Genomic DNA, 22698 nt, shown 5'->3' on the forward strand with positions numbered 1-22698 from the left:
TCAGCGCTGCGGCGGCCGGGGCCGCACCCGGGGGGTCTTCCTGCGCAGCCAGTCACGCCGTTCCTCGTCCATCGGCACGTGCCACTGGAGATGGCCGCAGCCGGTGCACACCAGAACCGTGAAGACGTTCACCTTCATCAGCAGCCCGCCCGGCTTGCGGAGCCCTAACTGCCCGGCCATCTCCGCTTCGTGGACCTCGTCCCCGCCGCACAGGGAGCAGAATCCGCTGCGCATGTCGTCTGTCGCCATGCCGGCCGACTGTAGCGGCCGGCCGGACCGCTCCCGGCGGGGGCCCGGCCGTAGCGGCCCCCGGCACCCGCAGCCCCGCCCGCCGGGCGGACGGATCACCGCGCCTGACCTGCGGGCACACGAGGGCGCCGGGCCAGTTCTCCGTCCGTGAGGGCGACTTCGTCGTCGGCGATCCGGCGTACCACCCGCGGATCGTGCGTGATGACGAGCACGCCCAGCGACTGCTCCTCGCACAGCTGACGCACCAGGCCGAGCACGGACTCCTGGGTCACCGAGTCCAGGGCCGAGGTCATCTCGTCGCACAGCAGGACGCGTGGTCCGGCGGCCAACGCCCGGGCGAGGGCGACACGTTGACGCTGGCCGCCGGAGAGCCGGCCGGGCAGCCGTCGCGCGAGCCCGGCCGGCAGGCGGACCAGGGCGAGCAGCCGCTCGATCTCCTCGTCGATCTCCTGTGCGTCCCGCATCCCCCGCAGGACGCGCAGCGGACGCCGCAGGGCGTCATGGACGGTCTGCGCGGGGTGCAGCGTCTCCGCCGGGCTCTGCGGCACCAGTTGGACCGCCGCGCGGTCCGCGGTGCGCCTCTTGTGCGCCCGCCCCGGCAACGGCCGGCCGTCGAGGAGGACCGTTCCGGCGGCCGGCGGATGGAGCCCCGCCAGGCAGCGGGCCAGTGTCGTCTTGCCGCTGCCGGAGGCGCCGGTGACGGCCAGGCACCGTCCCGGGTGCACCGTCAGACCGACGTTGTGGAGGACCTGCCGGGTGCCGCGCCGCGCGGTGAGACCTTCGACGTGCAGCAGCGGGGTCCCGCCGCTCTCGCGGGGAGGACGGCCGGCTGCCGCCGACGCCGCGGTGACGAGTGCCGCAGCGGCCCGGGAGGCCGGAGCGGTCAGCACGCGTTCCGCCGGGGCGTCCTCCACGATGCGTCCGTCGTCGAGCACCACGATGCGGTCGGCCAGTCCGTCGATCGAGGACAGGTCGTGGGTGATCCACAGCAGGCCCACCCCCGCCGCGCGGACGCGGGCGAGCTCCGCGCGGACCTCGTCCCTCGCCGCGGGATCGAGCGCGGAGGTGGGTTCGTCGAGCACCAGGAGCCGGGGATCCCGGGCGAGTGCGGCGGCCAGAGCGGCACGTTGCTGCTGGCCTCCGGACAGTTCGGCGGGCCTCCGGCCGGCGAGGGCGGCCGGCAGGCCGACCCGGTGGAGGAGCGCCGCCACGGGGTGCTCGCCACGGGTTCCCGAGGCGGTGCTCAGCGTGCGCGCCAGCCGGCGGTACGGGTTGAGGGTCGAGCCGGCGTCCTGCCCGAGATAGGCGACGGTACGGCCCCGCAGCTGCGGGTGGGGCTCGGGCAGTGTGTCGTGCCCGGCGACGCGGACCCGGCCGCCGCCCAGCGTGATGCCCGGCCGCAGGTGTCCCAGCACGGCGAGGGCCAGTGTCGTCTTGCCGGAGCCGGAGGCGCCGACCACCGCCAGTGTCTCGCCGGCCCGTGCGGTCAGGGACACACCGCGCAGGACCGGCCCCTGGGCCGAACGCAGCGTCAGATTCTCGACGGAGAGCATCGCGTGGCTCACTCCTCGGCCCGGGGGCGGGTCAGCGTGTCGGACAGCAGGTTGACGCCCACGGCGAGGACGGCGATCAGGACCAGCGGCGCCAGCAGTGCGTACGGCTGGAGAGCGGCACCGGGCAGCGCCTCGTGCAGCAGGGTGCCCCAGTCGGTGCCGGTCATCCCGACGCCGAGGAACCCGGCGGCGCCCACCAGGTACAGGGAGAAGACGAAGCGGAGGCCGGCGTCGGCGAGCACCGTGGTGGCGACCAGCGGCAGGACCTCGTACCGCAGTACCCAGGGCCACCGTTCGCCGCGCGCGACCGCCAGTTCCACGTGCGGTCTGTGCAATACGGGCAGTGCGGCGGCCCTGACGACCCGTGCGGACAGCGGGACCCCGGCGACACACGCGGCGACCACGACGCCGAGCCGGCTGGGCACGGAGGTCAGGACGAGCAGGAGGGCGAGCATGGGCGGCAGCGCGGCGAGGGCGTCGAGGGGGCGCATGACGACGCCTTCGGCCCTGGGCCGGCGGTGTGCGACGAAGGCCGCCAGCAGCCCGGCCGTGGTGCCGAGCACCACGGTGACCGCGGTGGCGAGCGTGGTGGTGAGCAGCACCGGCGGACCCCCGTGCAGCAGCCGGGACAGTACGTCGCGGCCCAGGTGGTCGGTGCCCAGCGGATGTGCGGTATCGGGGGCCGCGAACGGTGCCGCGGCCACCTCGGTGGGGGAGTGCGGGGCGAGCCACGGTCCGGCCGCCCCGGCCACCACGACGGCGCCGACGAGTACGGCCACGGCCGTGGTGCGCCTCCCGCCGCGGGCCCGGACGCGGGCGGCGGACGACCGGCCACCGCGTATGCCGCGCCGTGGCGGTGCGGGGGTGTTCATACGGACCTCGTTCTTCCGACTGCGGTGCCGACGACGTCTGCGGCGATGGTGGCCAGCAGGGTGAGGGCGCCCATGAGCATCGCGAGTGCCTGCACGACCGGCAGGTCGCCCGTGCTGACGGAGGTGACCAGCACCTTGCCGATCCCCGGGTAGTTGAAGACGATCTCCACCAGGACGGTGCCGCCGAGGAGGCCGGCGGAGGTGACCAGCCAGATCTGGGCGGCGGCCGGCAGCACGGCCGGCAGTACCCCTTGGCACAGCACGGCCCGTTCGGGAATGCCGTTGAGCCGCATGGCCTCCACGTGCGGGGCGCGGCACGCGGTGAGCGTCTGCGCCCTGATGACGCGGGTGGCGTAGGCGAGGCTCACCCACAGCAGACTGAGGACCGGCAGGACCAGCACCTCGGGATGGACGAGGGGCGAGTCACCCGCGGGCACCAGCGAGGTCGCCGGGAGCCAGCCCGACTGCGCGCCCAGTACGAGGGCGAGCACCCCGGCGACCAGGTACTCGGGCACGGCGGTGGTCAGGAGCAGCAGCGTCGAGCCGGTACCGTCGACGCGGCTGCCGGCCCGGCGGCCCAGTGCGACACCGAGGAGAAGGGAAAGGGGCACCAGAAGGAGGATGGTCAAGGCGGTCAGGACGGCGGTGTTGCCGAGCCGGCCGGCGAGCATCCCGGCGACGGGGGTGCCGTTCGCCGAGGTCCCCAGGTCGCCGTGGAGCAGACCGCCGGCCCACTCCAGATACCGCTGTGCCAAGGGCTCGTTCAGGCCGAGGCGTTCGCGCGCTGCCGCCAGCTGTTCCGGTGTGGCGTCGGGGCCCAGCCGGGCGGACGCGGGGTCACCGGGCAGGAGGTCGACGCCCGCGTACACCACCAGGGACAGGGCGGCCAGCAGGACGGCGGCGGTGCCGAGCCGGCCGGCGACGTACCGGGCCGTGTCCGCTCTCACGCGACGAACCCGACCTTCCCCAGCCACGGGTACTTCGGCGACTCGCGGTTCTCGATGCCCGTCAGTTTCTCCTTCGCCAGGCTCAGCACGTCACCGCGCCCCCAGGCCACCCAGTTGCCCCGCTCGGCCATCACCCGCTGGGCCTTGGCCCAGGCTTCGGCCCGGTCGGCTTCGGAGGTGGTGGACAACGCCGTGGCGACGGCCTTCTCCAGCTCCTCGTCCGGGAAGGCCAGGGTCTTGAAGGCGGCCGACCGGGTGTAGGTCAGGGCGAGGGAGACGGGCCCGAGGGGGAAGGAGATGGCGTCGCACGCCTTCATCCCGGCCGGGTCGTAGCCCTCTGCGGTGGTGACCTTGACCAGGGAGGCGTCGAGACCGAGGCCGCGGAGCTGTTCCACGAAGAGCCCGGCGGCGGAGTTGAGTCCGGTCTCGTACTCGGCGGTGCGCACCACGAACGGTTTGCCCGTGGCACCGGCCTCCTTCAGCAGCCGCTTGGCCTTCGCGACGTCGCGTCCGGGAACGGGAACGTCGTCGAGGTAGTACTTGGCTCCCGCCCCGAACAGGTCGTTGGCGGGCGCGCCGTACCCGAGGAAGACGGCCTCGACCAGGGCCTTCCGGTCGATGCCGAGCTTGATCGCCTGCCGTACGCGGGGGTCGGAGGGCAGGTCGCGGCCGACGTTGAGGACGAAGCCGTAGGTCGTGCGGGCGTTCTTGCCCGCGTCACGGATCTGGAGGCCGGTTCCGGGCGGTCCCGCCTTCGCGGTCGTGAAGGAGATGTCGGAGGCGTAGTCGGCCTGGCCGTCCTTGACCGCGTTGACCCGGGCCTGGGCGTCGTCGACGCTGAGCAGCACCACCTTCTCGGCGTACCCGGCTCCGTCCCAGTAGTCGTCGTGGCGCTCCAGCCGGGTCTCGACGCCCGCCTTGAAGGCCGTGACGCGGTAGGGGCCGGTGCCCACCACCTTGCCGGCGGAGAAGGAGGAGGTGCCCTTCTTGATGACGTACAGGCCGGCGCCCGCGAGGAGGGTGGCCGGGTCGCCGACCGGCCGGCGGGTCGGTATGACGACGGTGTGGTCGCCGTGCGCCTCGGCGGCGGCGAGGTCGAAGTAGGCCGCCAGTTCGCTGGGGGAGACGCGGTCGGGGGAGGCGCGGTACGCCAGCGTGTGGACGACGTCGGCGGCGGTGAAGGGCGTTCCGTCGTGCCACGTCACGCCCCGTCTCAGGGCCAGGGTGCAGCTCTCGGCCTCGGTGTCGGCCTCGGCCGACGTGGCGAGGGCCGGCTTCGCCTGGCCGTCGGCGAAGAAGAACAGGGTGTCGTAGACGACCGAGTAGCGGGCGAGGTCGCAGGGCGAGGTGCCCACAGTGGGGTCGAGCGATTCGGCCGCTCCCGCTCCGGCGAAGGCCAGCCGTGCGGTGCCGCCGCGCCCGGGCTCGCCGGTGGGCGCGCCGGTCACGGTGGGCGCCGCCGCACCGTCGGACGTGCAGCCGGTGAGCGCGGGTGCGGCGGCGGTGGCGGCCCCCACTCCGAGCAGGGCGAGGAGGGTGCGCCGTGTGACGGGCGGTGAGGGCATGGCGGGGCTGGGAGACATGACACTCCGAGTGCGAGGGGGCGGGCGCGCCGATGTGCCGGGCCGCCCGCGGCTGAGAGGCGAAGACCCCCTCAGTCTTACATGACAATCATTTTCACCATCAACCGGACGGGGTGCGGGCCGGTGTGCCGCGCCCGGTCGGATGTCATCAACTGCGCAAGCTGGAGCGGAAGTTGGGGACTCCCGGTGTGCCGGGGTTGTGGTGTGCGGCCGGTCGTCGAATCGAACAGTAGTCGGCAAATAGTTTTGACAATCGTTTTCGATAGGGCTTGTATGGGCAGCGCCCGACGGCACCCCGCCGGCCCGCACCCGCCGTGCGCGCCACCGGGGCCGATCCCTCCGCCGGGTGCCTGTGCCGAAGGGAGACAACGCACGTGACGGACGCCTGGCTGCGCTGCCGAACGCCCCGGCACAAGCCCTCCGCCCGCCTGGTCTGCCTGCCGCACGCCGGCGGCACGGCCGGCCCGTACGCGGCCTGGTCGGCCGGCCTCCCCGAGGACGTGGAGCTGTCCGCGGTGCAGTACCCCGGGCGCGAGGACCGGCTGTCCGAACCGCCCGCCGACGACCTGCGGACCCTCGTCGCCGGCGTCTCGGCGGCACTCCTGCCGCTCACCGACCGCCCGTTGGTGCTCTTCGGTCACAGTTTCGGCGCCGCGGTCGCCTACGAGACCGCGTGTGTACTGACCGCCTGGGGAGCCGCCCCCGGCCACCTCGTGGTCTCCGGCCGCCGCGCCCCCTCCGCGCCGGCCCGCGGCGACATGCACACCAGGCCCGACGACGAACTGGTCGCGGAACTCGTCCGGCTCGGCGGAACCCGCGGCGACCTGCTCGCCGACCCCGCCGTCCGCGCCGTCTACCTGCCCGCCGTCCGCGCCGACTTCCGGCTCGCGGAGACCTACCACCGCGCCGCACCCCCGCCCCTGCACTGCCCGGTGACCGCCGTGCTCGGAGACGCGGACACCGAGGTCGACGAGGCGCAGGCTGGGAGCTGGTCGCACCACACCACCGGCCCCTTCGCCCTGCACACCTTCCCGGGCGGCCACTTCTACTTCACCCCCCGGCGCGAGCCGGTGCTGCGCCTCCTGGCGGACCTCACCCGCACCGCCGCCGGCGCCCGCCCCCAACCGGAAAGCGAGAACCTTTCGTGACCCCTCGGGACCCCTTCCCCGAACGCGGACTCACCTTCAGCGGCGACCCCGTCACCGTCGCCGCCGCCCTGTGCGCGGCCACCGATGAGCCGCACCTGCTGTACGAACAAGGCGGCGACGTCGTATGGAGCGAGGGCGAGGCCGTCGTGGTCGAGGTGGACGGGACTGCCGTCCGCCGGTACGGCCCGGACACCGCGACCGCGCAACTGCCCGCCGGCGCCCACCCACTGGCCGCCGCCGGGGAACTGCTCCGCGCACAGACCGGCGGCCCGGGAACGGCGCACGGCTGGATCACCTACGAGCTGGCCCACGCCTACCACGGCGGCGACGTGCCCGCCGGCCGTCTCCTCGCCCGCTTCGTCGTCCCGCGGCGCGAGATCAGGCTGACGCCCTCCGCGGCCGTACTGCGGGCCGCAGGCCCGGACGCCCTCGACACACTGGAGCGGCGGCTGCGCACCGCCGAGCGCGCGGCCACCACCCCGGTCGCCTCCCGGATCACCGTCGACCTGGAGGAGCACGCCGCCCGGTACCGCGCCGCCGTCACCGAGGTCGTACGAGCCATCCGGGCGGGGGAGTTGGACAAAGCCATCGTCTCCCGCAGCGTGACCGTGCCCCGCGAGATCGACCTGCCGGCCACCTACGTGGCGGGCAGGCGCGGCCATCGCCCGGCCCGCTCCTTCCTCCTGCGGCACGGCGGATGGGAGGCCGCCGGGTTCAGCCCCGAGATAGTCGCCCGGATCGACGCCGACGGCCTCGTCACCGCCCAGCCGCTGGCCGGCACCCGCGCCCTGACGGGCGACCCCGCGGCGGACGCCGCCCGCCGCGCCCAGCTCCACCGCGACGCCAAGGAGGTGTACGAACACGCCGTCTCGGTACGCCTGGTGCAGGAGGAACTGCACTCGGTCTGCCTCCCGGAGACGGTACGCGCCGAGGCGTTCATGGGCGTGGAGGAACGGGGCAGCGTGCAGCACCTCGCCTCCCGGCTGCGCGGCAGACTCGCACCCGGCCGCGACCGGTGGGACGCCCTCGCCGCGCTCTTCCCCGCGGTGACCGCCTCCGGAATACCCAAACCGCCCGCGCTCGCCGCCGTCCGCCGCGCGGAAGAGCGCGAACGCGGGCTCTACAGCGGCGCGGTCGTCCGGCTCGACCGGGACGGCACCCTGGACGCCGCCCTGGTACTGCGCACCGTCCTGCGCAAGGACGGCCGGACCTGGCTGCGTGCCGGGGCCGGCATCGTGGCGGACTCCGACCCCGAACGGGAACTGGAGGAGACCCGGGAGAAACTCCGGGCGGTCAGCGGCCACCTGGTCCCGGCGGACGCGACAACGGTGTCCGACGACACGGGAGGGGCAGTCGTGCCGACCGCCGTGACGGCCCCGTGAACCGGCCTCGACGTCCGCTGCGCGTCGTGGTCGCCGGAACCGCTTTCGGGCGCATCTACCTCGACGCCGTCCGCCGCGACCCGGACGCCTTCACCCTCACCGGCATCCTCGCCAAGGGCGGGGACTACTCGCGCCGTTCGGCCGAGCGGGCCGGAGTGCCGCTCCACACCGACGCCGCGCACCTGCCCGACGACACCGACATCCTCTGTGTCGTCGTCCGCTCCGGCGCCACCGGCGGCCCCGGCTCCGACATCGCCCGCACCGCGCTGCGCCGCGGCATCCACGTACTCCAGGAACACCCCGTCCACGCCGGTGAACTCGCCGGCAACCTGCGGGCCGCCCGCGACGGCGACGCCGCCTACGCCGTCGGCACGCTCTACCCCGACCTGGCGCCCGTGCGGGCCTTCCTGGCCGCCGCCGAGGTGCTGCGCGCCCGGGGCCCCGTCCGCTTCGTCGACGCCGCCTGCAACAGCCAGGTCGCCTACCCGCTGCTGGACGTCCTCGGCCGGGCAGCCGGCGCACTGCGGCCCTGGGCCTTCCGCGCCCAGCCCGGACCCGACGCCCGGCTCACCGCCCTCACCGGACACCAGCAGCCCTTCCGTACCGCGCACGCCGTCATCGGCGGCACCCCCGTCACCCTGCGGGTGCAGAACGAGGTGCACCCCGACGACCCGGACAACCACTCCCATCTGCTGCACCGCCTCGCACTGGGCACCGACGCCGGTGTCCTCACCCTCGCCGACACCCACGGGCCGGTGCTGTGGAATCCGCGTCTGCACGCCCCGCGCGACACCACGGGACGCCTCGTGCTCGCCGGTCCCGGCACCGAGCGGCTGGCCGCACCCTCCACCGTGGAACTCCACCCGGCCGCCGGCAGCTACCACCACGTCTTCGCCCAGCTGTGGCCGCAGGCCGTCCTCGCCGCTCTGCACCGCCTGCGGGACGCCGTGACCGACCGGGCCCTGCGGCCCGCCGCCGGGCAGTGGGCCCTGTCGGTGTCCCGCTGCTGGGCCGACCTGACCGCGCAGCTCGGCATGCCCGAACTGATCCGGCCCGGCGAGCCGCCCGTCGTGGACTGGACCGACCTGCGGGACGCCGCAGCCGCCGCCTCGACAGCCCTCGCCCGCGCAGGAGAACAGGCCCCATGACCGCCACCTCCCCGCCCTCCCCGCCCTCCCTGCCTTCCCCGCCACGCCGCACCAGCCACGTCCTGGTGCGCGTGCACGACCTGCACCGCGCGGTCCAGGACTTCCGCGCCGCCGGGTTCGACGTCGCCTACGCGACCGCTCCCGAGCGCAAGGCGCTGCACGCGCACGTCTGGTTCCCCCAGGGGCCGGTGATCGAGCTGCTGACCACACCGCCCGGGGCCCGCTGGATGCGGTTGCCCGTGGACCTGCGCTTCGGCCGGGGCGCGGGCGACCGCATGGTCCGCTGGGCCCGCCAGGACGAGGGCTTCTGCGACCTGGCCCTGCTCGTCGAGCACGCCGAACTGGCAGGCGTCACCCGCCGCCTCGCCGACGACGGGGTGCCGTGCGGACGCGCCGTGCACTGGACGCGCCGGCGCCCGGACGGCGGCGAGACACGGTTCGCCTTCTCCTACCCGAGGGCAGGACGCCTCCCGTTCCTCGTCACCCCCTACGACCCGCCCCAGCACCCGTCCGGTGTCCGCCACCCCAACGGTGCCCGGGCCCTGACCCGGATCGTCCTCGGAGTCCACCCCGACGACCTGCCCGCCGTGCGGCACCTGGCCGGTGACGCACCGGACCTCCTGCTGGAGGAGGCACCGGTGACCGCCGTACGCGCCGTCCACCTCGCCGGGCTGACCCGGCCGCCCGACCCGGCCCTGCTGCACGGCGCCGTGCTGCGCCCGGCCGACGACCTGCCCGCACCGCCCACCACACACGGCAAGGGGACCTCCACGTCATGACCGCACCCACCACCGCGGCCGATCTGCTCGACGAACTCACCTCCCTCGGCGTCGCACTGTGGAGCGAGGACGGCCGGATACGGTTCCGGGCACCGCAGGGTGTCCTCACCGAGGAACGGCGTGCCGCCCTGCGGGCGCACAAGGAACAGCTCCTCGTCCTGCTCGACGCGGAGGACGCCGCCCGCACGGTCACCGCCGACCCCGCCGCCGCCCACGAGCCGTTCCCCCTCACCGATGTGCAGAGCGCCTACCTGCTGGGCCGGCGCGACCCGTTCGGGCACGGCGGCGTCGCCTGCCACGGCTATCTGGAGATCCACTACCCCCGGCTCGACCCCGCCGCGCTGGAGGACGCCTGGAACGCCCTGATCGCCCGGCACGGCATGCTGCGCGCGGTCGTCCACGAGGACGGCTACCAGCAAATCCTGCCCAAGGTGCCGCGCTGCCGGATCGCCGTCACCGATCTGCGCGACGCCCCGGAACGCCGGGACGAGCACCTGGAGGAGACGCGCTCCGATCTCGGGCACCGCACCTACGACCCCGCGCGCTGGCCCCTGTTCGAACTGCGGCTGACCCGGCTGCCGGACGGCGACGTGCTCCACTTCTCGCTGGACGCCCTGGTGGCCGACTGGGCCAGCGCCGCCCTCCTCCTCGACGAACTGGACACCCTGCTGGCCTCACCCGACCCGGCGGACACCTCCCCGCTGCCCCCGCTCACCCTCTCCTTCCGGGACTACGTGCTGGCCGAACGCGCCCTGCGCGACACCGCCCGCCACCGCCGCGACCGGGACTACTGGCACTCACGTCTCGACTCCCTGCCACCCGCCCCCGACCTGCCCCTGGTGACCGCGCCGGCCGACGGCCGGCCCCGCTTCGCCAGGCTCACCCACCGCCTGCCCGCGCCCGCGTGGGAACGCCTGCGCAGCCAGGCGGCCGACCGCGGACTCACCCCCACCACCGCCGTCCTCGCCGCCTATGTGTCGGTCCTGGAGCGGTGGAGCCGCCGCAAGTCCTTCACCGTCAACCTGACGCTGCTCAACCGGCTGCCGCTGCACCCGGACGTCGACCGCCTGGTCGGCGACTTCACCTCCGTCACCCTGCTCGCCGTCGAGGCCCATTCCGGTGCCGCACCGGCCGAGCGCGCCGAACGGCTGGGCGAGCGCCTCTTCACCGACCTCGACCACCGCCTGTACTCCGGGGTGGAGGTCATCCGCGACCTCACCCGGCTCCGCGGCCGGGAGGCGGCCCTCATGCCGTACGTCTTCACCAGCTCCCTTGGACTGGGCCCCGGCTCGTCGGAACGCAGCGGCCGGACGCTGGGGGCGGGCATCACCCAGACCCCGCAGGTCTTCCTGGACTGCCAGGTCGGTGACGGCTCCGGGGACTTGGAGGTCAACTGGGACATCCGGCAGGGGATACTGCCCGAGGGCATGGCCGAGGACATGCTCGCCGCGTTCGGCGCCCTGCTCGAAGCGCTCGCCGACGACCCGCACGCCTGGGACCGCACCGACCCGGTCGGCCTGCCCGCCTGGCAGCTCCGGGAGCGTGAGGCCGCCAACGACACGGCGGGGCCGCTGCCCGAGGGGCTGCTCCACGAGGGCTTCTTCGCCCGCGCCCGGCACACCCCCGACGCGCCCGCCCTGCTGGGCGCCTTCGGCACCGTCACCTACGGCGAACTGGCCCGGCGGGCCGGGGCCGTGGCCGACGCCCTGCGCGCGGCGGGCCGTACGCGCGGCGACCGGATCGCCGTCGTCATGGACAAGGGACCCGAACAGGCCGCCGCCGTCCTCGGCGTCCTGCTCGCCGGCTGCGTCTACGTGCCCGTCGACACCACCCAGCCCGCGCTGCGCCGCGCCCGGCTGCTGTCCGACGCGGGGATCCGGCACGTCCTCACCCAGTCCTGGGTGGGGGACGGCGCCGGCCGGCCCGAGGGCGTGCCCCGCACCGACGTCGACCGGCTCGCCCCCGCCGCCTCCCCGCCGGTGCCGGCGGCAGGCGACCCCGCCGAACCCGCCTACGTCGTCTACACCTCCGGCTCGACCGGCGACCCCAAGGGCGTCGTCACCTCGCACCGTGCCGCGCTCAACACCGTGCGGGACATCAACGAGAGGTTCGGCGTCACGGAGACCGACCGGGTGCTCCAGCTCGCCCAGCTCGGCTTCGACTTGTCGGTGTACGACATCTTCGGCGCCCTCGCCGTGGGCGCCGCCCTCGTCCTGCCCGACCCGGCACGCGGGGCCGACCCCTCCCACTGGGCGGAACTGGTGGCCGGCAAGGGCGTCACCGTGTGGAACTCGGTGCCCGCCCAGCTCCACATGCTCGCCGACTACCTGACGACGGAACCGGCGGCACTGCCCACGCTCCGGCTCGCGCTGCTGTCCGGCGACTGGATCCCGGTGACCCTGCCCGCCCGGCTGCGGAGCCTGCTGCCCGGCCTGTCGCCGGTCTCGCTGGGCGGCGCGACGGAGGCGGCCATCTGGTCCATCCACCACCCGGTCACCGAGGCGGACGACGGACGCACCAGCATCCCTTACGGCCTGCCGCTGCTCAACCAGGGCTTCCGGATCCTCGACGAGGACGGCCGCGACTGCCCGGTCTGGGTGCCCGGCGAACTGTGCATCACCGGCGAGGGCCTGGCCATCGGCTACCTCGGTGACCCGGACCTCACAGCCCGCCGCTTCCCCCGCCACCCCCGGGACGGACAGCGGCTGTACCGCACCGGGGACGTGGGACGCTATCTGCCGGGCGGCGAGATCGAATTCCTCGGCCGTGAGGACAACCAGGTCAAGATCCGCGGTCACCGCATCGAGCTCGGCGAGGTCGAGGCCGCGCTGGCGGCACACCCCGCCGTGGGAGCCGCCGCGGCCGTGGTCGGCGACCAGGACGGCGAGCGGATGCTCCTCGGCTTCGTCGAACCGGCCCCGCGCACCCCGCCGGACGAGACCGCCCGGGACGCCCGGCTGCGCACCGCCGCGCAGCGCCACGCCGACCGCTTCCTGCCGGACGCCGGGCCCGGCCGCATCGCCGCCCACCACCACGCCCTGCACCGCGCGGCCCTGCTGACGATGCTGCACGCCCTGCGGCGGCGCGGAGCCCTCGCGGGCCGCCCGGAGCAGGCGGACGAGGTGCTGGACGCCGCCCGGGTGGCCCCCCGCCACCGCTGGCTGGTCCGCCACTGGCTGGCCGCGCTGGCGGACGCGGGTCTGCTGGACCGGGATGCGGACGGCCGCTACCACGCGCCGCGGGCGCCCGGCGACGAGGATGTCTCCCGCGCGTGGGACGAGGTGGCCGGCTCCGTCGCGGACGGCCTGTGCACCGACGGCTACCTCGCCTACCACCGGGCGCACGCCGAGCGGCTCGACGCCCTGCTGGAGGACCGCCTCAACCCGTTCGACCTGCTCTTCCCCGGCGGCGACGACGCCCCCGCCCGTGCCGTGTACCGCGACGACGCCCTCTCCCGCCATCTCAACGCCGCCGTCGCCGCCGTGGTCCACCGCCGGGCGGCCGAGCACGAGGGCCCGGGGCCGCTGCGCGTCCTCGAAGTGGGCGCCGGCACCGGCGCCACCACGGAATCCGTCCTGCCGCTGCTCGACGGCTTCGCCGTGGACTACCTGTTCACCGACGTCAGCCCCTCCTTCCTGCCCCGGGCGCGGGAGACCTTCGCCGGACGCGGGCTGCGCTACGGCGTCCTCGACGTGGACCGCGACCCGCTGCCGCAGGGGCTGCCGCCCAACTCGGCCGACCTCGTGGTGTGCGCGGGCGTGCTCAACAGCGCCCGGGACAGCGCCCGTGCGGTACGCACCGCCGTCTCGCTCCTCGCCCCGGGCGGGCTGCTGGTGGTGACCGAACCCGTCGGCGCCCACCCGCACATCCTGCTCACGCAGGGCTTCATGATGGAACCGGCCGACGGCGACCGCGAGAGCGGGGCCTGCCCGCTGCTCGGCGAGGACGGCTGGCGTGCCCTGTTCGACCGTGCCGGGGCCGAGGAGGTCCTCACCCTGCCCGGTGCGGACCACGCCCTCGCGTCCGCCGGGCACCGGCTGTTCGTCCTGCGCGCCAAGGCGGACCGGACACCGGTGCGGCCCGAGGAGGTCGCCGCACACGTCGCCGAGCGGCTGCCCGCCGCCATGGTGCCCGGCCACCTCCAGATCGTCGACGCGCTGCCCGTCACCGCCAACGGCAAGATCGACCGCCGCGCCCTGGCCGCCCGGCGCCCCGGCGAACTGGCCGGCAGCGAGCCGCCCGTGGCGGACGAGGACGCCGGGCTGGAGGAACGGCTGTGCGCACTGTGGGCCACAGCCCTGGGGACCACCTCCCTGGCCCCCGAGGACAACTTCTACGACCACGGCGCCGACTCGCTGATCCTCGCCCGGGTGGCGGGCCGGCTGCGCGAGGAGATACCGGAGGCGGCCCACCTCAGCTACGACGCGCTGCTGCGGCAGATGCTCAACGAGCCCACGGTCCAGGCCCTCGCCCGGGCCCTGGGCACAGCGGCCCGGCCGGCGGCGAGCCCCGGCGGCGAGCCCCGCGACACCGGCGGCAACGCCCTGCTCGTCCCGTTCGGCGGCGCCCCGCACCCCGACGGCGTCGTGCGCGTCATGTTCCACGCCGCGCTCGGCACCCTGGACTACTTCCAGCACCTCGGCCGCGCCCTGGCCGCCCAGGACCTGGGACCCGTGATCGGCGTCGCCGTCGCCGACGCGGAGCAGTACACGGCGACACCGCCCGAAGAACTCGTGGCCACCGTCGCTGACCGGTACGCCCGGCGCCTGGCCGAGGAGGGGTACACCCGCTTCCAGCTGATCGGCTACTGCCTCGGCGGGCTGCTGGCCACCGAAGTGGCCCGGCGGCTGACCGAACGCGGACTGCGGGTCGACGACCTCACCCTGGTCGACAGCATCCCGATGTTCCTGGACACCGACGAGGAACTCGCCTACGAGTCCATCTTCGTGCCCAACCTCGGCCTCGACCCGGTACCGGCCGTCTTCGGTCCCGACGTGGCCGAGGAGGACGTCTACCGCGCGGTGGAACTGCTCACCGAACGCGGCGGCGGACGCATCCCGGCCGGGGCGCTGGCCACCCTGGACGGCGACGAGCGACTGGCCGCGGTGGCCGCCGCCGCCCGCCGCGCCGCCGCCCGCCCCCAGGAGGATCGGCTGGCCGGCTACGCCCGCGCCGCCGAGGCCGGCGCCCAGGTGCCCGTGGACGCCGAACTGGTCCCCGCCCTCTTCCGCACCTGCCGGCACAGCATGAAGGCCGCCCACCTGCAACTGGAGCCGTACGCGGGCGACATGACGTTTCTGCGGGCCGCCGAGCAGCAGTCGTTCGGCGTCACCGGAGGCGTCGGCCACCTCGCCGAGCCGTTCTGGGCCGAGACGTGCCTGGGCCGGTTCACCGTCACCGACGTACCCGGCAACCACTTCAGCGTCATCGAACCGCCGCACGTCCACACGGTCGCCGCACACCTGGCGGCGCCGCTGCGGCCGGGCCGTGACACCGAGAAAGGCACCGCCCGATGACCACGACCACCACCGGACCGGAGACGGCGGCCGGACAGCGGCCCGCCGCAGGGGACGCCGCCGCCCCCGACGAGAGGCGGCGCACCGCCGACGCCCTGCGCGAACTGCGCCGCCCCGTCGCCTGGATGACCCGCCTCGGCGTCGTACTGGGCGCCGTCGGCGCCGTCACCAACCTGGTGCCGTTCGTCGGCATCGCCGAGATCGGCAGGGCACTGCTCGCCGACGGGCCCCTGGAACGCGACCGGGTGGTCACCGCGGCCGTCGTCGTGGCCGCGACCCTCGTCGTGGGCTGGAGCTGCAACGGCGCCGCCCTGTGGATCACGCACCTGGCGGACGGCCGGCTCCAGGCCGATCTGCGGCGCCGCATGGTCGCCAAGCTCGGCCGCGTACCGCTGGGCTGGTACTCCTCCACCACCTCCGGGCAGGTCCGCAAGGCCGCCCAGGAGGACATCGACGACCTGCACCACCTCATCGCCCACCACGACGTGGAGCTGACCGGAGCCATCGCGCTGCCGCTGGCCGGACTCGGCTACCTGCTGTGGGTCGACTGGCGGCTCGCCCTCCTCGCGCTGGCCACCCTCCCGGTCTACTTCACGGCGTACGCCTTCATGATGCGCGGCTTCGCCGAGAAGATGACCTCGCTGGATGCCGCGTTCGGCCGGGTCGGTTCCGCCGTCGTCGAGTTCGTGCACGGCATCGGCGTCGTCAAGGTGTTCGGCGGCACCCGCCGCGCGCACGCGGGATACCGCGAGGCCGTGCACGCCTACGGCGACCAGTACGCCGGCTGGGTCCGGCCGGTGCTCAGGCTGGAGGCGTACACCTCCATGGCCCTGTCCGTGCCCGTGATCAGCGTCGTCGGACTGGCGGGGGGCATCTGGTTCACCCACCGGGGATGGGTCGGCCCGGCCGACGTCCTCGCCGAGGTCCTGGTCGCCGCCGTCCTGCCGACCACGCTGCTCACCCTCAACCAGGGCCTCACCGCCCAGCGCAAGGCCGTGGCAGCCGCCGGACGCATCACCGCGCTCCTGGACGTCCCCGAACTCCCCGTGCCCGCACGGCCCGAACCGCCCCGCGGCAGGGACGTCGTCCTCGACAAGGTCGTCTTCGGCTACGAACCCGGCCGTCCCGTCCTCCACGGCATCGACCTGACCTGCCGGGCCGGCACCGTCACCGCGCTGGTCGGCGGCTCCGGCGCCGGCAAGTCCACACTCGCCGCGCTCGTCCCCCGCTTCCACGACGTGGACGCCGGAGCGGTGCGCATCGGCGGCACCGACGTCCGCGACATCGCCCCCCAGGAGCTGTACCGCCACGTCGGGTTCGTCCTCCAGGACGTGCAGCTGCTGCACGGCACGGTCGCCGACAATCTCCGCCTGGGCCGCCCCGAGGCCACCGACGACGACCTCGTCGCCGCCGCGAAGGCAGCCCGCATCCACGACCGCATCGCGCGGCTGCCGCGCGGCTACGACACCGTCGTCGGCGACGACGCCCGGTTCTCCGGCGGCGAGGCCCAACGGCTGACCATCGCGCGGGCCCTGCTCGCCGACACCCCCGTCCTCGTGCTCGACGAGGCCACGGCCTACGCCGACCCCGAGTCCGAGGCGCAGATCCAGGACGCCCTCTCGACCCTGGTGCGTGGCCGCACCGTCCTCGTGGTCGCCCACCGCCTGTCCACCATCACCGGGGCCGACCGGATCGCCGTCCTCGACGGGGGCCGCCTCGTCGAGCAGGGCACCCACACCGAACTGCTCGCCGCCGGCGGGCGCTACGCCCGCATGTGGGCGGCCCACCGCCCCGCCGGCGCGCCCGGCGCCGAGCCGACGAAGGAGGCCGGCCGATGATCCGCCACCTGGCCACCATCCTGGGCCCCGACCACCGCGGGGCGCTGCGCCGCTACCTCGCCTGGCTGATCGCCCACCCGGTCCTCGAAGGCATCGCCACGGCCTTCCTCGTGCCCGTCCTGCGCTCGGTCTTCGACGGCGACACCCAGGGGGCGCTGCGGCACCTCGTCGTCCTCGCCGTGCTCGTCGTGGCCACCTGCGTCGCCCGCTACCAGCAGACCATGCGGGGCTTCAGGCTGGCCGTCGTCACGCTCACCACCCTGCACGACCGGCTCGGCGACCATCTGGTGCGGCTGCCACTGGGCTGGTTCACCACGGAGAAGGTCGGACGGGTCGCCCGCAGCGCCACCACCGGCACCTTCACCGTCACCAACGTCTTCGCGCATCTGCTGACGCCCGTCGTCGGCGGAGTCGTCACGCCCGCCACGGTCGTCGTGGCGATGCTCGTCCTCGACTGGCGGCTCGGCCTGGTCCTGGTCTGCTGCGCCCCGCTGCTGTACGTCACCCACCGCTGGTCCGCGTCGTGGATCGGCCGCAGCGAACGGCAGCGCGACTCCGCCGATGCCCTCGCCGGCAGCCGGGTGGTGGAGTTCGCACGGGCGCAGAAGACGCTGCGTGCCTTCGGCCGCGACCACGAGGGGTACGCGCCGCTGGAGGCCGCCGTGGAGGAACGCAGCCGGGCCGGCGGCCGGATGCTCGCCGAGACCATGCCCCGGCTGCTCGCCAACGGGCTCGCCGTCCAGCTGTGCTTCGCCGCCCTGGTGGCCACCGGAGTGGCCATGGCCCTCAACGACGCCGTGGAGCCCGCAGCGCTGGTCGCGCTCCTCGCGCTGGCCGCACGGTTCGTCGGGCCGCTGTCCGAGGCGGCCGGCATGAGCGGCATGCTGCGCATGGCCGGCAACGACCTCGGCAGGCTCGCGGCCCTCCTGGACGAGCCGCCCCTGCCGGACACCGCCGTCCGCGCCCCGCTCCCGCGCCCGGGCGAACTCGCCTTCGAGAACGTCAGCTTCGGCTACGACGAGGCGAACCCGGTCCTGCGGGACGTCTCCTTGCACGTCCCCGCGCACACCATGACGGCCGTGGTCGGCGCGTCGGGCGCCGGCAAGACCACGCTCGTGCGGCTCGTCGCCCGCTTCTTCGACGCGGACTTTGGAACGGTCCGCGTCGGCGGCACCGACGTGCGCGAGATGCCCGTGGAGCAGCTGATGTCCCAGCTGGCCCTCGTCCAGCAGGACGTGTACCTCTTCGACGACACCCTGGAGGGCAACATCCGGGTGGGCCGGCCCGACGCCACCGACGAGGAAGTGCGGGAAGCGGCCCGGATCGCCGGCGTCGACGAGATCGTCGAGCGGCTGCCGGACGGCCTCGGCACCCGCGTCGGCGAGGGCGGAGCCTCCCTGTCGGGAGGCGAGCGGCAACGCGTCTCCGTCGCCCGCGCCGTCCTCAAACGCGCCCCCGTCGTCCTGCTCGACGAGGCCACCGCCGCCCTCGACCCCGAGAACGAGAAGTACGTCCAGCGGGCGCTGCGGACTTTGATGACGGACTCCACCCTGCTGGTGATCGCCCACCAGTTGTCCACCGTCGTGGCCGCCGACCAGATCCTCGTCCTCGACGAGGGCCGCGTCGTCGAACGCGGCACCCACACCGAACTGCTCGCCGCCGACGGCCGCTACGCCCGCTTCTGGGAGCGGCGGCGCCGCAGCCGGGGCTGGCGGCTGGTGGCACAGCAGGAGACGGAGGCGACCCGGTGATCGGCGTGATCGGAGGTTACGGAGACGTGGGGGCGCACACCGTCTCGGCCCTGTACCGGGCCGGAGTGCCGGTGCGCATCGGCGGACGGTCCGCGACCGCCGCGGCCCACTTCCGCGCCCGGCGACTGCCGCCCGGCGCGGCGGCGGAAGCGCGCACGGTGGACGTGCGCGACGGCGACAGCGTGCGGGCCTTCGCCGACGGACTGAGCGTCCTCGTCAATTGCGCGGGCCCCTCCCACCTGACCGGCTCGTCCGCCGCCCGAGCGGCACTCCGCGCGGGCGTCGACTACGTGGACGCCGCCGGGGACGACGCGCTCCACGCGCAGCTGGACGACGACCGGTACCGCCACTCGGGCCGCACCGCCGTGCTCTCGGCGGGGCTGCGTCCCGGACTGACCGGCCTCTTCCCGCGAGCCGTGGCCCACTGGGTGCGGACCGCCGGCCTGACCCGTCCCGAGACGGTCTGCCTCCGCACGCGCGTGGTGGACCACTTCACCACCACCTCGGCGCTGGAGTATCTGCACGGCGCGGCCACCACGGCCGCCGGACCCCTGGCCGCCTGGCGCGACGGAGCAGCCAGGCCCCGCGCACTGACCCGGCGGATCGTCGCCGACCTGCTGTTCTTCCCCGGCACCAGCACGGTTGTGCCCCAGCTGTCCGCCGAGGACATCCGCACCGCGCGGGCCCTGGGAGTCCGCGACGGCGACTGGCTGACCCTCGTACAGGGCGAACAGGTGCTCGCCGCCCTCGACCGGGTGCACGTCCTGCCGCCCGAGGACGCCGCGGAACGCCTGTGCCGCGCGGCACGGCTCGACATGGCCGGGCGCTCCCCGTCGGTCACCCTGGCCGTGGTCGTCGCCGGACGCGGGGCGAGCGGTGCGGAAAGCCGCACCGCCGTCCTGCACGGCACCGGCAACGCGCCGCTCAGCGGCGCCGTCGCCGCCCACACGGCGCTCCAGGTGTTGCGCGGTGAGGTGCCGCCCGGACGGCACTTCGCCGCCGACGTCCTCGACGCCCCCGCTGCCGTCACCGCGCTCACCCGCCCCGCGGCGGACGGAACGCGAGCGTGCGCCCGCGTCGAACTGCTGCCACGCGGAGCCGACCCGTTCGCGCCCCAGGCCGTGGCCGAAGTGGGGGCACTGTGAGCGGCATACGCGCCGACGCCCGGGACACCTCGCGGCTGTCCGCCGACCTGCACCGTCTGGACCACGTCAGCCGCGCCGCGATGGCGGCCGTGCTGCACCCCGCGCTGCCCGGCACAGCGGACGGAATCGCCGCCCGCCTTCCCGTGGCCCCGCGGCACCGCTCCCTCCTCCGCCGGTGGCTGGCCTCGCTCACCGCGGCCGGGGCGGCCCGCCGCGACGAGGACGGCGTCTTCCACGCGGTGGGCCCGGCGGACCCGCCCGCCCTGCACGAGCTGCCCGACCGGTACGGCCGGCTCGGCTTCCCCCCGGCGATGGCCCGCCTGCACCGGGCCGCCCTGGAACGCCTGCCCGAGCTGCTGAGCGACCGTGTCACCCTGGCCGGTCTGCTGCCCCAGGACACCGATGTGCTCACCGCGCTGGGCGCCTACCAGCGCAACGTCTTCACCGGGCGGCTGCACGCGCGGTGCGCGGAACTGGTGGCGGGAGCGATCGCCGCGCGCGGGCACGGCCCGGCGCGCGTCGTGGAGATCGGCGGCGGTTCCGCGGCCACCGCGCAAGCGGTCCTGGAGGCACTGCGCGGCCACGACGCGGACTACGTGTTCACCGATGTGAGCCCGCTGTGCACCGCTGCCGCCGCCGAGCGGTTCGGCGTCGCCACGGCACTGCTCGACGTGGACGGCGACTTCGCCGCCCAGGGCTTCCCGCCCGGCAGCGCCGATGTCGTCGTCGCCGCGAACGTCCTGCACAACGCGGCCGACATACCGGCCGCCCTGCGCCAGGTGCGCCGCCTGCTGGCGCCCGGCGGCACGCTGCTGGTCATCGACTCGGCGGGGGACTGCGACACCGTCCTGACCTCCATGGAGTTCCTGCTGTCCCCGCCGGCTTCGTCGCCGCACGCCGCCGACCCGCGCACCCGCTGCACCGACCGCCGGGCCGGGACCGACACCGTCTTCCCCGCGGCGGGGGAGTGGGAGGAGGACCTGACGGCCGCCGGTCTCCTCGTCCGCGCCCGGTACCCCGATGAGGCGGACGGACCGGCCCCGGCCGGCCAGTACCTGTGGCATGCCGTCGCCCCCGGCGAGGACGCCGTGGACACGAGTGCGCTCCAGGCGATCCTCGCCGGCCGGGACGGGGAAGCCGTCTGCACCGTCGACGGCAGCCCGTTCGACGCCCGTGCGGTCCTCGCGGCCGTCCCGCCCGCCCCCGCCGGCCGGCTGCCGGAAGAAGCCGCCCTGTTCTTCTCCGGCGTGGCCGAGGCCCTGGCCGCCGCCCAGCCGGAGCCCGGGCCCGAGCCGGGGCCGCCCCCGCACACCCTCGTACTGACCGGCGACCCGGCGGGCGCCGAGGCGGCCCTGCACGCCTGGGCGCGCCGCGGCCGGGTCACGGCCGTCCCCTCCGGCACCCCGCCGGCCCGGCTGCTGGCCGCACTGGAGCGGGCGCAGGCCACCGAGGCGGTCCTCCCGCCGGCACTGGTGCGCTCCCTGCCCGAGTCGCCCACCGCGGCGCTGACCGACCTCTCCGCCCTGGCCCGGGTGGTCTGCACGGAACCGGGCGCCGACCCGGAAAGCGTCGCGGCCTGGGCCGCCCTCGGCCCCCGGCTGGTAGAGGCGGCACCACCGCGGCCCGGCGGCCACCGCGCTCCCCGCGACATCGCGAAGACCGCTTCGGCCGCCGGGGACGCGGCGCTGGGCGGTCTCGACCCGCACGCCTCGGCCGCCGCCGCCCGCGAGGTGAGCCGGGCCGCGCTGCACAGCATGCTGCACACGCTCCGGCAGGCGGGCTGCTACACGCGTACCGGCGAGCGCCGCACCCGGGACGAGATCACGGCCGCGGTGCGTCCGGCACCCGCCCACCGACGGCTGCTGCACCGCTGGCTGACGGTGCTGACCGAGGAAGGGCTGCTGAGCGCGGACGCCTCGGGGGCGCTGCGCTGCACGGCGGCCCCGGACACGTACGCGGACCTGGACGCGGTGTGGGGGCCTGCCCGGCAGCGCTGGCGTGCCGCCCACGGCTCCGACGCGACCGTCACCTACGCCCGCAGCTCGGCAGGGGAACTCCTCGCGCTGCTGCGGGGCGAGCGCTCGGCGGCCGGACTGCTCTTCCCCCGCGGACGGACGGACACCGCACGCTCGCTGTACCGGGAGAGCGCAACCGCGCGCTACCAGCACCACGCGGCAGCGGCACTGACCGCCGGCCACCTGCGGGAAACGGACAGCGGCCGGGTCCGCCGCGTGCTGGAGGCCGGGGGCGGGACGGCGACCACCACCGAGGTGGTCCTCCCCGCGCTGGAACGGCTCACCGGCACGCCCGTCGAGTACCTGTTCACCGACGTGTCCCCGTTCTTCCTGGACCACGCCCGCGACCGCTTCGGCGACCGGCTGCGCTACGGGCTGCTGGACATCGACCGCGACCCCGTGGAACAGGGCCACGCGGCGGGCACCTTCGACGCCGTCGTGGCCGGCGGGGTCCTGAACGCGGCCGTCGACACCGACCGCTCCGTGCGGGGCCTGGCCCGGCTGCTGATACCGGGCGGACTGCTGGTGCTCACCGAACCCACCCGCGAGGAGCACTGGGTGCTGGCCTCGCAGGGCTTCCTGCTGGCCGCCCCCGGCGACGCCCGCGCGGCCACCGGCGCCAGCTTCCTGACCCACGGCCAGTGGCGGGCCGTACTCGACGAAGCCGGTCTCCTCCCCGTCGCCGACCTGCCCGCCGCCGGACACCCCCTCCACCCGCTGGGCCACCGGGTCTTCGCCGCCCGGCGCCCTGCGACCTGACCCGACGGCCGCC

General features: G+C 75.2%; 14 protein-coding genes. 9 read left to right on the plus strand and 5 right to left on the minus strand.

Annotated elements, in window-relative coordinates:
• The 5 genes from IO40_RS0123350 to IO40_RS0123370 all read right to left on the minus strand — a co-directional run bounded on the left by IO40_RS0123350 (position 1) and on the right by IO40_RS0123370 (position 5204).
• Positions 1–249, minus strand: coding sequence for a hypothetical protein (locus tag IO40_RS0123350; RefSeq protein WP_016473189.1), 249 nt, complete (start codon positions 247–249; stop codon positions 1–3).
• Positions 250–344: 95 nt separating this feature from the next.
• Positions 345–1802, minus strand: a complete 1458-nt coding sequence (locus IO40_RS0123355; protein ID WP_016473190.1) for an ABC transporter ATP-binding protein — start codon at positions 1800–1802, stop codon at positions 345–347.
• 8 nt (positions 1803–1810) lie between these two features.
• Positions 1811–2674, minus strand: a complete 864-nt coding sequence (locus IO40_RS0123360) for an ABC transporter permease (RefSeq protein WP_031176066.1) — start codon at positions 2672–2674, stop codon at positions 1811–1813.
• Positions 2671–3621: an ABC transporter permease gene (locus IO40_RS0123365; protein ID WP_031176067.1), complete on the minus strand. Its 951-nt coding sequence runs from the start codon at positions 3619–3621 to the stop codon at positions 2671–2673. The genes IO40_RS0123360 and IO40_RS0123365 overlap by 4 nt, the downstream gene beginning before the upstream one ends.
• Complete coding sequence (locus tag IO40_RS0123370) at positions 3618–5204, minus strand: ABC transporter substrate-binding protein (protein WP_016473193.1); 1587 nt, start codon at positions 5202–5204, stop codon at positions 3618–3620. Before IO40_RS0123370 ends, IO40_RS0123365 begins: the two co-directional genes overlap by 4 nt.
• Before the next feature lie 374 nt (positions 5205–5578).
• Between IO40_RS0123370 and IO40_RS0123375 the strand changes: the two genes are divergently transcribed.
• From IO40_RS0123375 to IO40_RS34975, 9 genes are read left to right on the plus strand one after another with little or no spacing between them, the layout of a single operon-like run.
• The gene (locus IO40_RS0123375; RefSeq protein WP_016473194.1) at positions 5579–6352 is read left to right on the plus strand and encodes a thioesterase II family protein; all 774 of its coding nucleotides are present in this window, start codon (positions 5579–5581) and stop codon (positions 6350–6352) included.
• A complete protein-coding gene (locus IO40_RS0123380) occupies positions 6349–7734 on the plus strand; it encodes a salicylate synthase (RefSeq protein ID WP_031176068.1) in 1386 nt (461 codons plus the stop codon). The genes IO40_RS0123375 and IO40_RS0123380 overlap by 4 nt, the downstream gene beginning before the upstream one ends.
• 26 nt (positions 7735–7760) lie before the next feature.
• A complete protein-coding gene (locus tag IO40_RS0123385; RefSeq protein WP_199789962.1) occupies positions 7761–8882 on the plus strand; it encodes a Gfo/Idh/MocA family oxidoreductase in 1122 nt (373 codons plus the stop codon).
• Positions 8879–9661 carry a VOC family protein gene (locus IO40_RS0123390; protein WP_031176069.1) on the plus strand — a complete coding sequence of 261 codons (783 nt, stop codon included), beginning with the start codon at positions 8879–8881 and terminating at the stop codon, positions 9659–9661. Before IO40_RS0123385 ends, IO40_RS0123390 begins: the two co-directional genes overlap by 4 nt.
• Positions 9658–15177, plus strand: coding sequence for a non-ribosomal peptide synthetase (locus IO40_RS0123395; protein ID WP_031176070.1), 5520 nt, complete (start codon positions 9658–9660; stop codon positions 15175–15177). Before IO40_RS0123390 ends, IO40_RS0123395 begins: the two co-directional genes overlap by 4 nt.
• Complete coding sequence (locus tag IO40_RS0123400; RefSeq protein ID WP_031176071.1) at positions 15174–17015, plus strand: ABC transporter ATP-binding protein; 1842 nt, start codon at positions 15174–15176, stop codon at positions 17013–17015. The genes IO40_RS0123395 and IO40_RS0123400 overlap by 4 nt, the downstream gene beginning before the upstream one ends.
• Entirely contained in the window at positions 17012–18766 is a 1755-nt protein-coding gene (locus IO40_RS0123405; RefSeq protein WP_016473200.1) for an ABC transporter ATP-binding protein, read from the plus strand. Before IO40_RS0123400 ends, IO40_RS0123405 begins: the two co-directional genes overlap by 4 nt.
• Positions 18763–19911 carry a saccharopine dehydrogenase NADP-binding domain-containing protein gene (locus IO40_RS38020; protein ID WP_041968541.1) on the plus strand — a complete coding sequence of 383 codons (1149 nt, stop codon included), beginning with the start codon at positions 18763–18765 and terminating at the stop codon, positions 19909–19911. The genes IO40_RS0123405 and IO40_RS38020 overlap by 4 nt, the downstream gene beginning before the upstream one ends.
• The gene (locus tag IO40_RS34975) at positions 19908–22685 is read left to right on the plus strand and encodes a class I SAM-dependent methyltransferase (protein WP_051719301.1); all 2778 of its coding nucleotides are present in this window, start codon (positions 19908–19910) and stop codon (positions 22683–22685) included. Before IO40_RS38020 ends, IO40_RS34975 begins: the two co-directional genes overlap by 4 nt.
• The last annotated feature ends 13 nt before the right edge of the window (positions 22686–22698 follow it).

The sequence above is a fragment of the Streptomyces albus subsp. albus genome (assembly GCF_000725885.1).
GTDB classification, from domain to species: domain Bacteria; phylum Actinomycetota; class Actinomycetes; order Streptomycetales; family Streptomycetaceae; genus Streptomyces; species Streptomyces albus.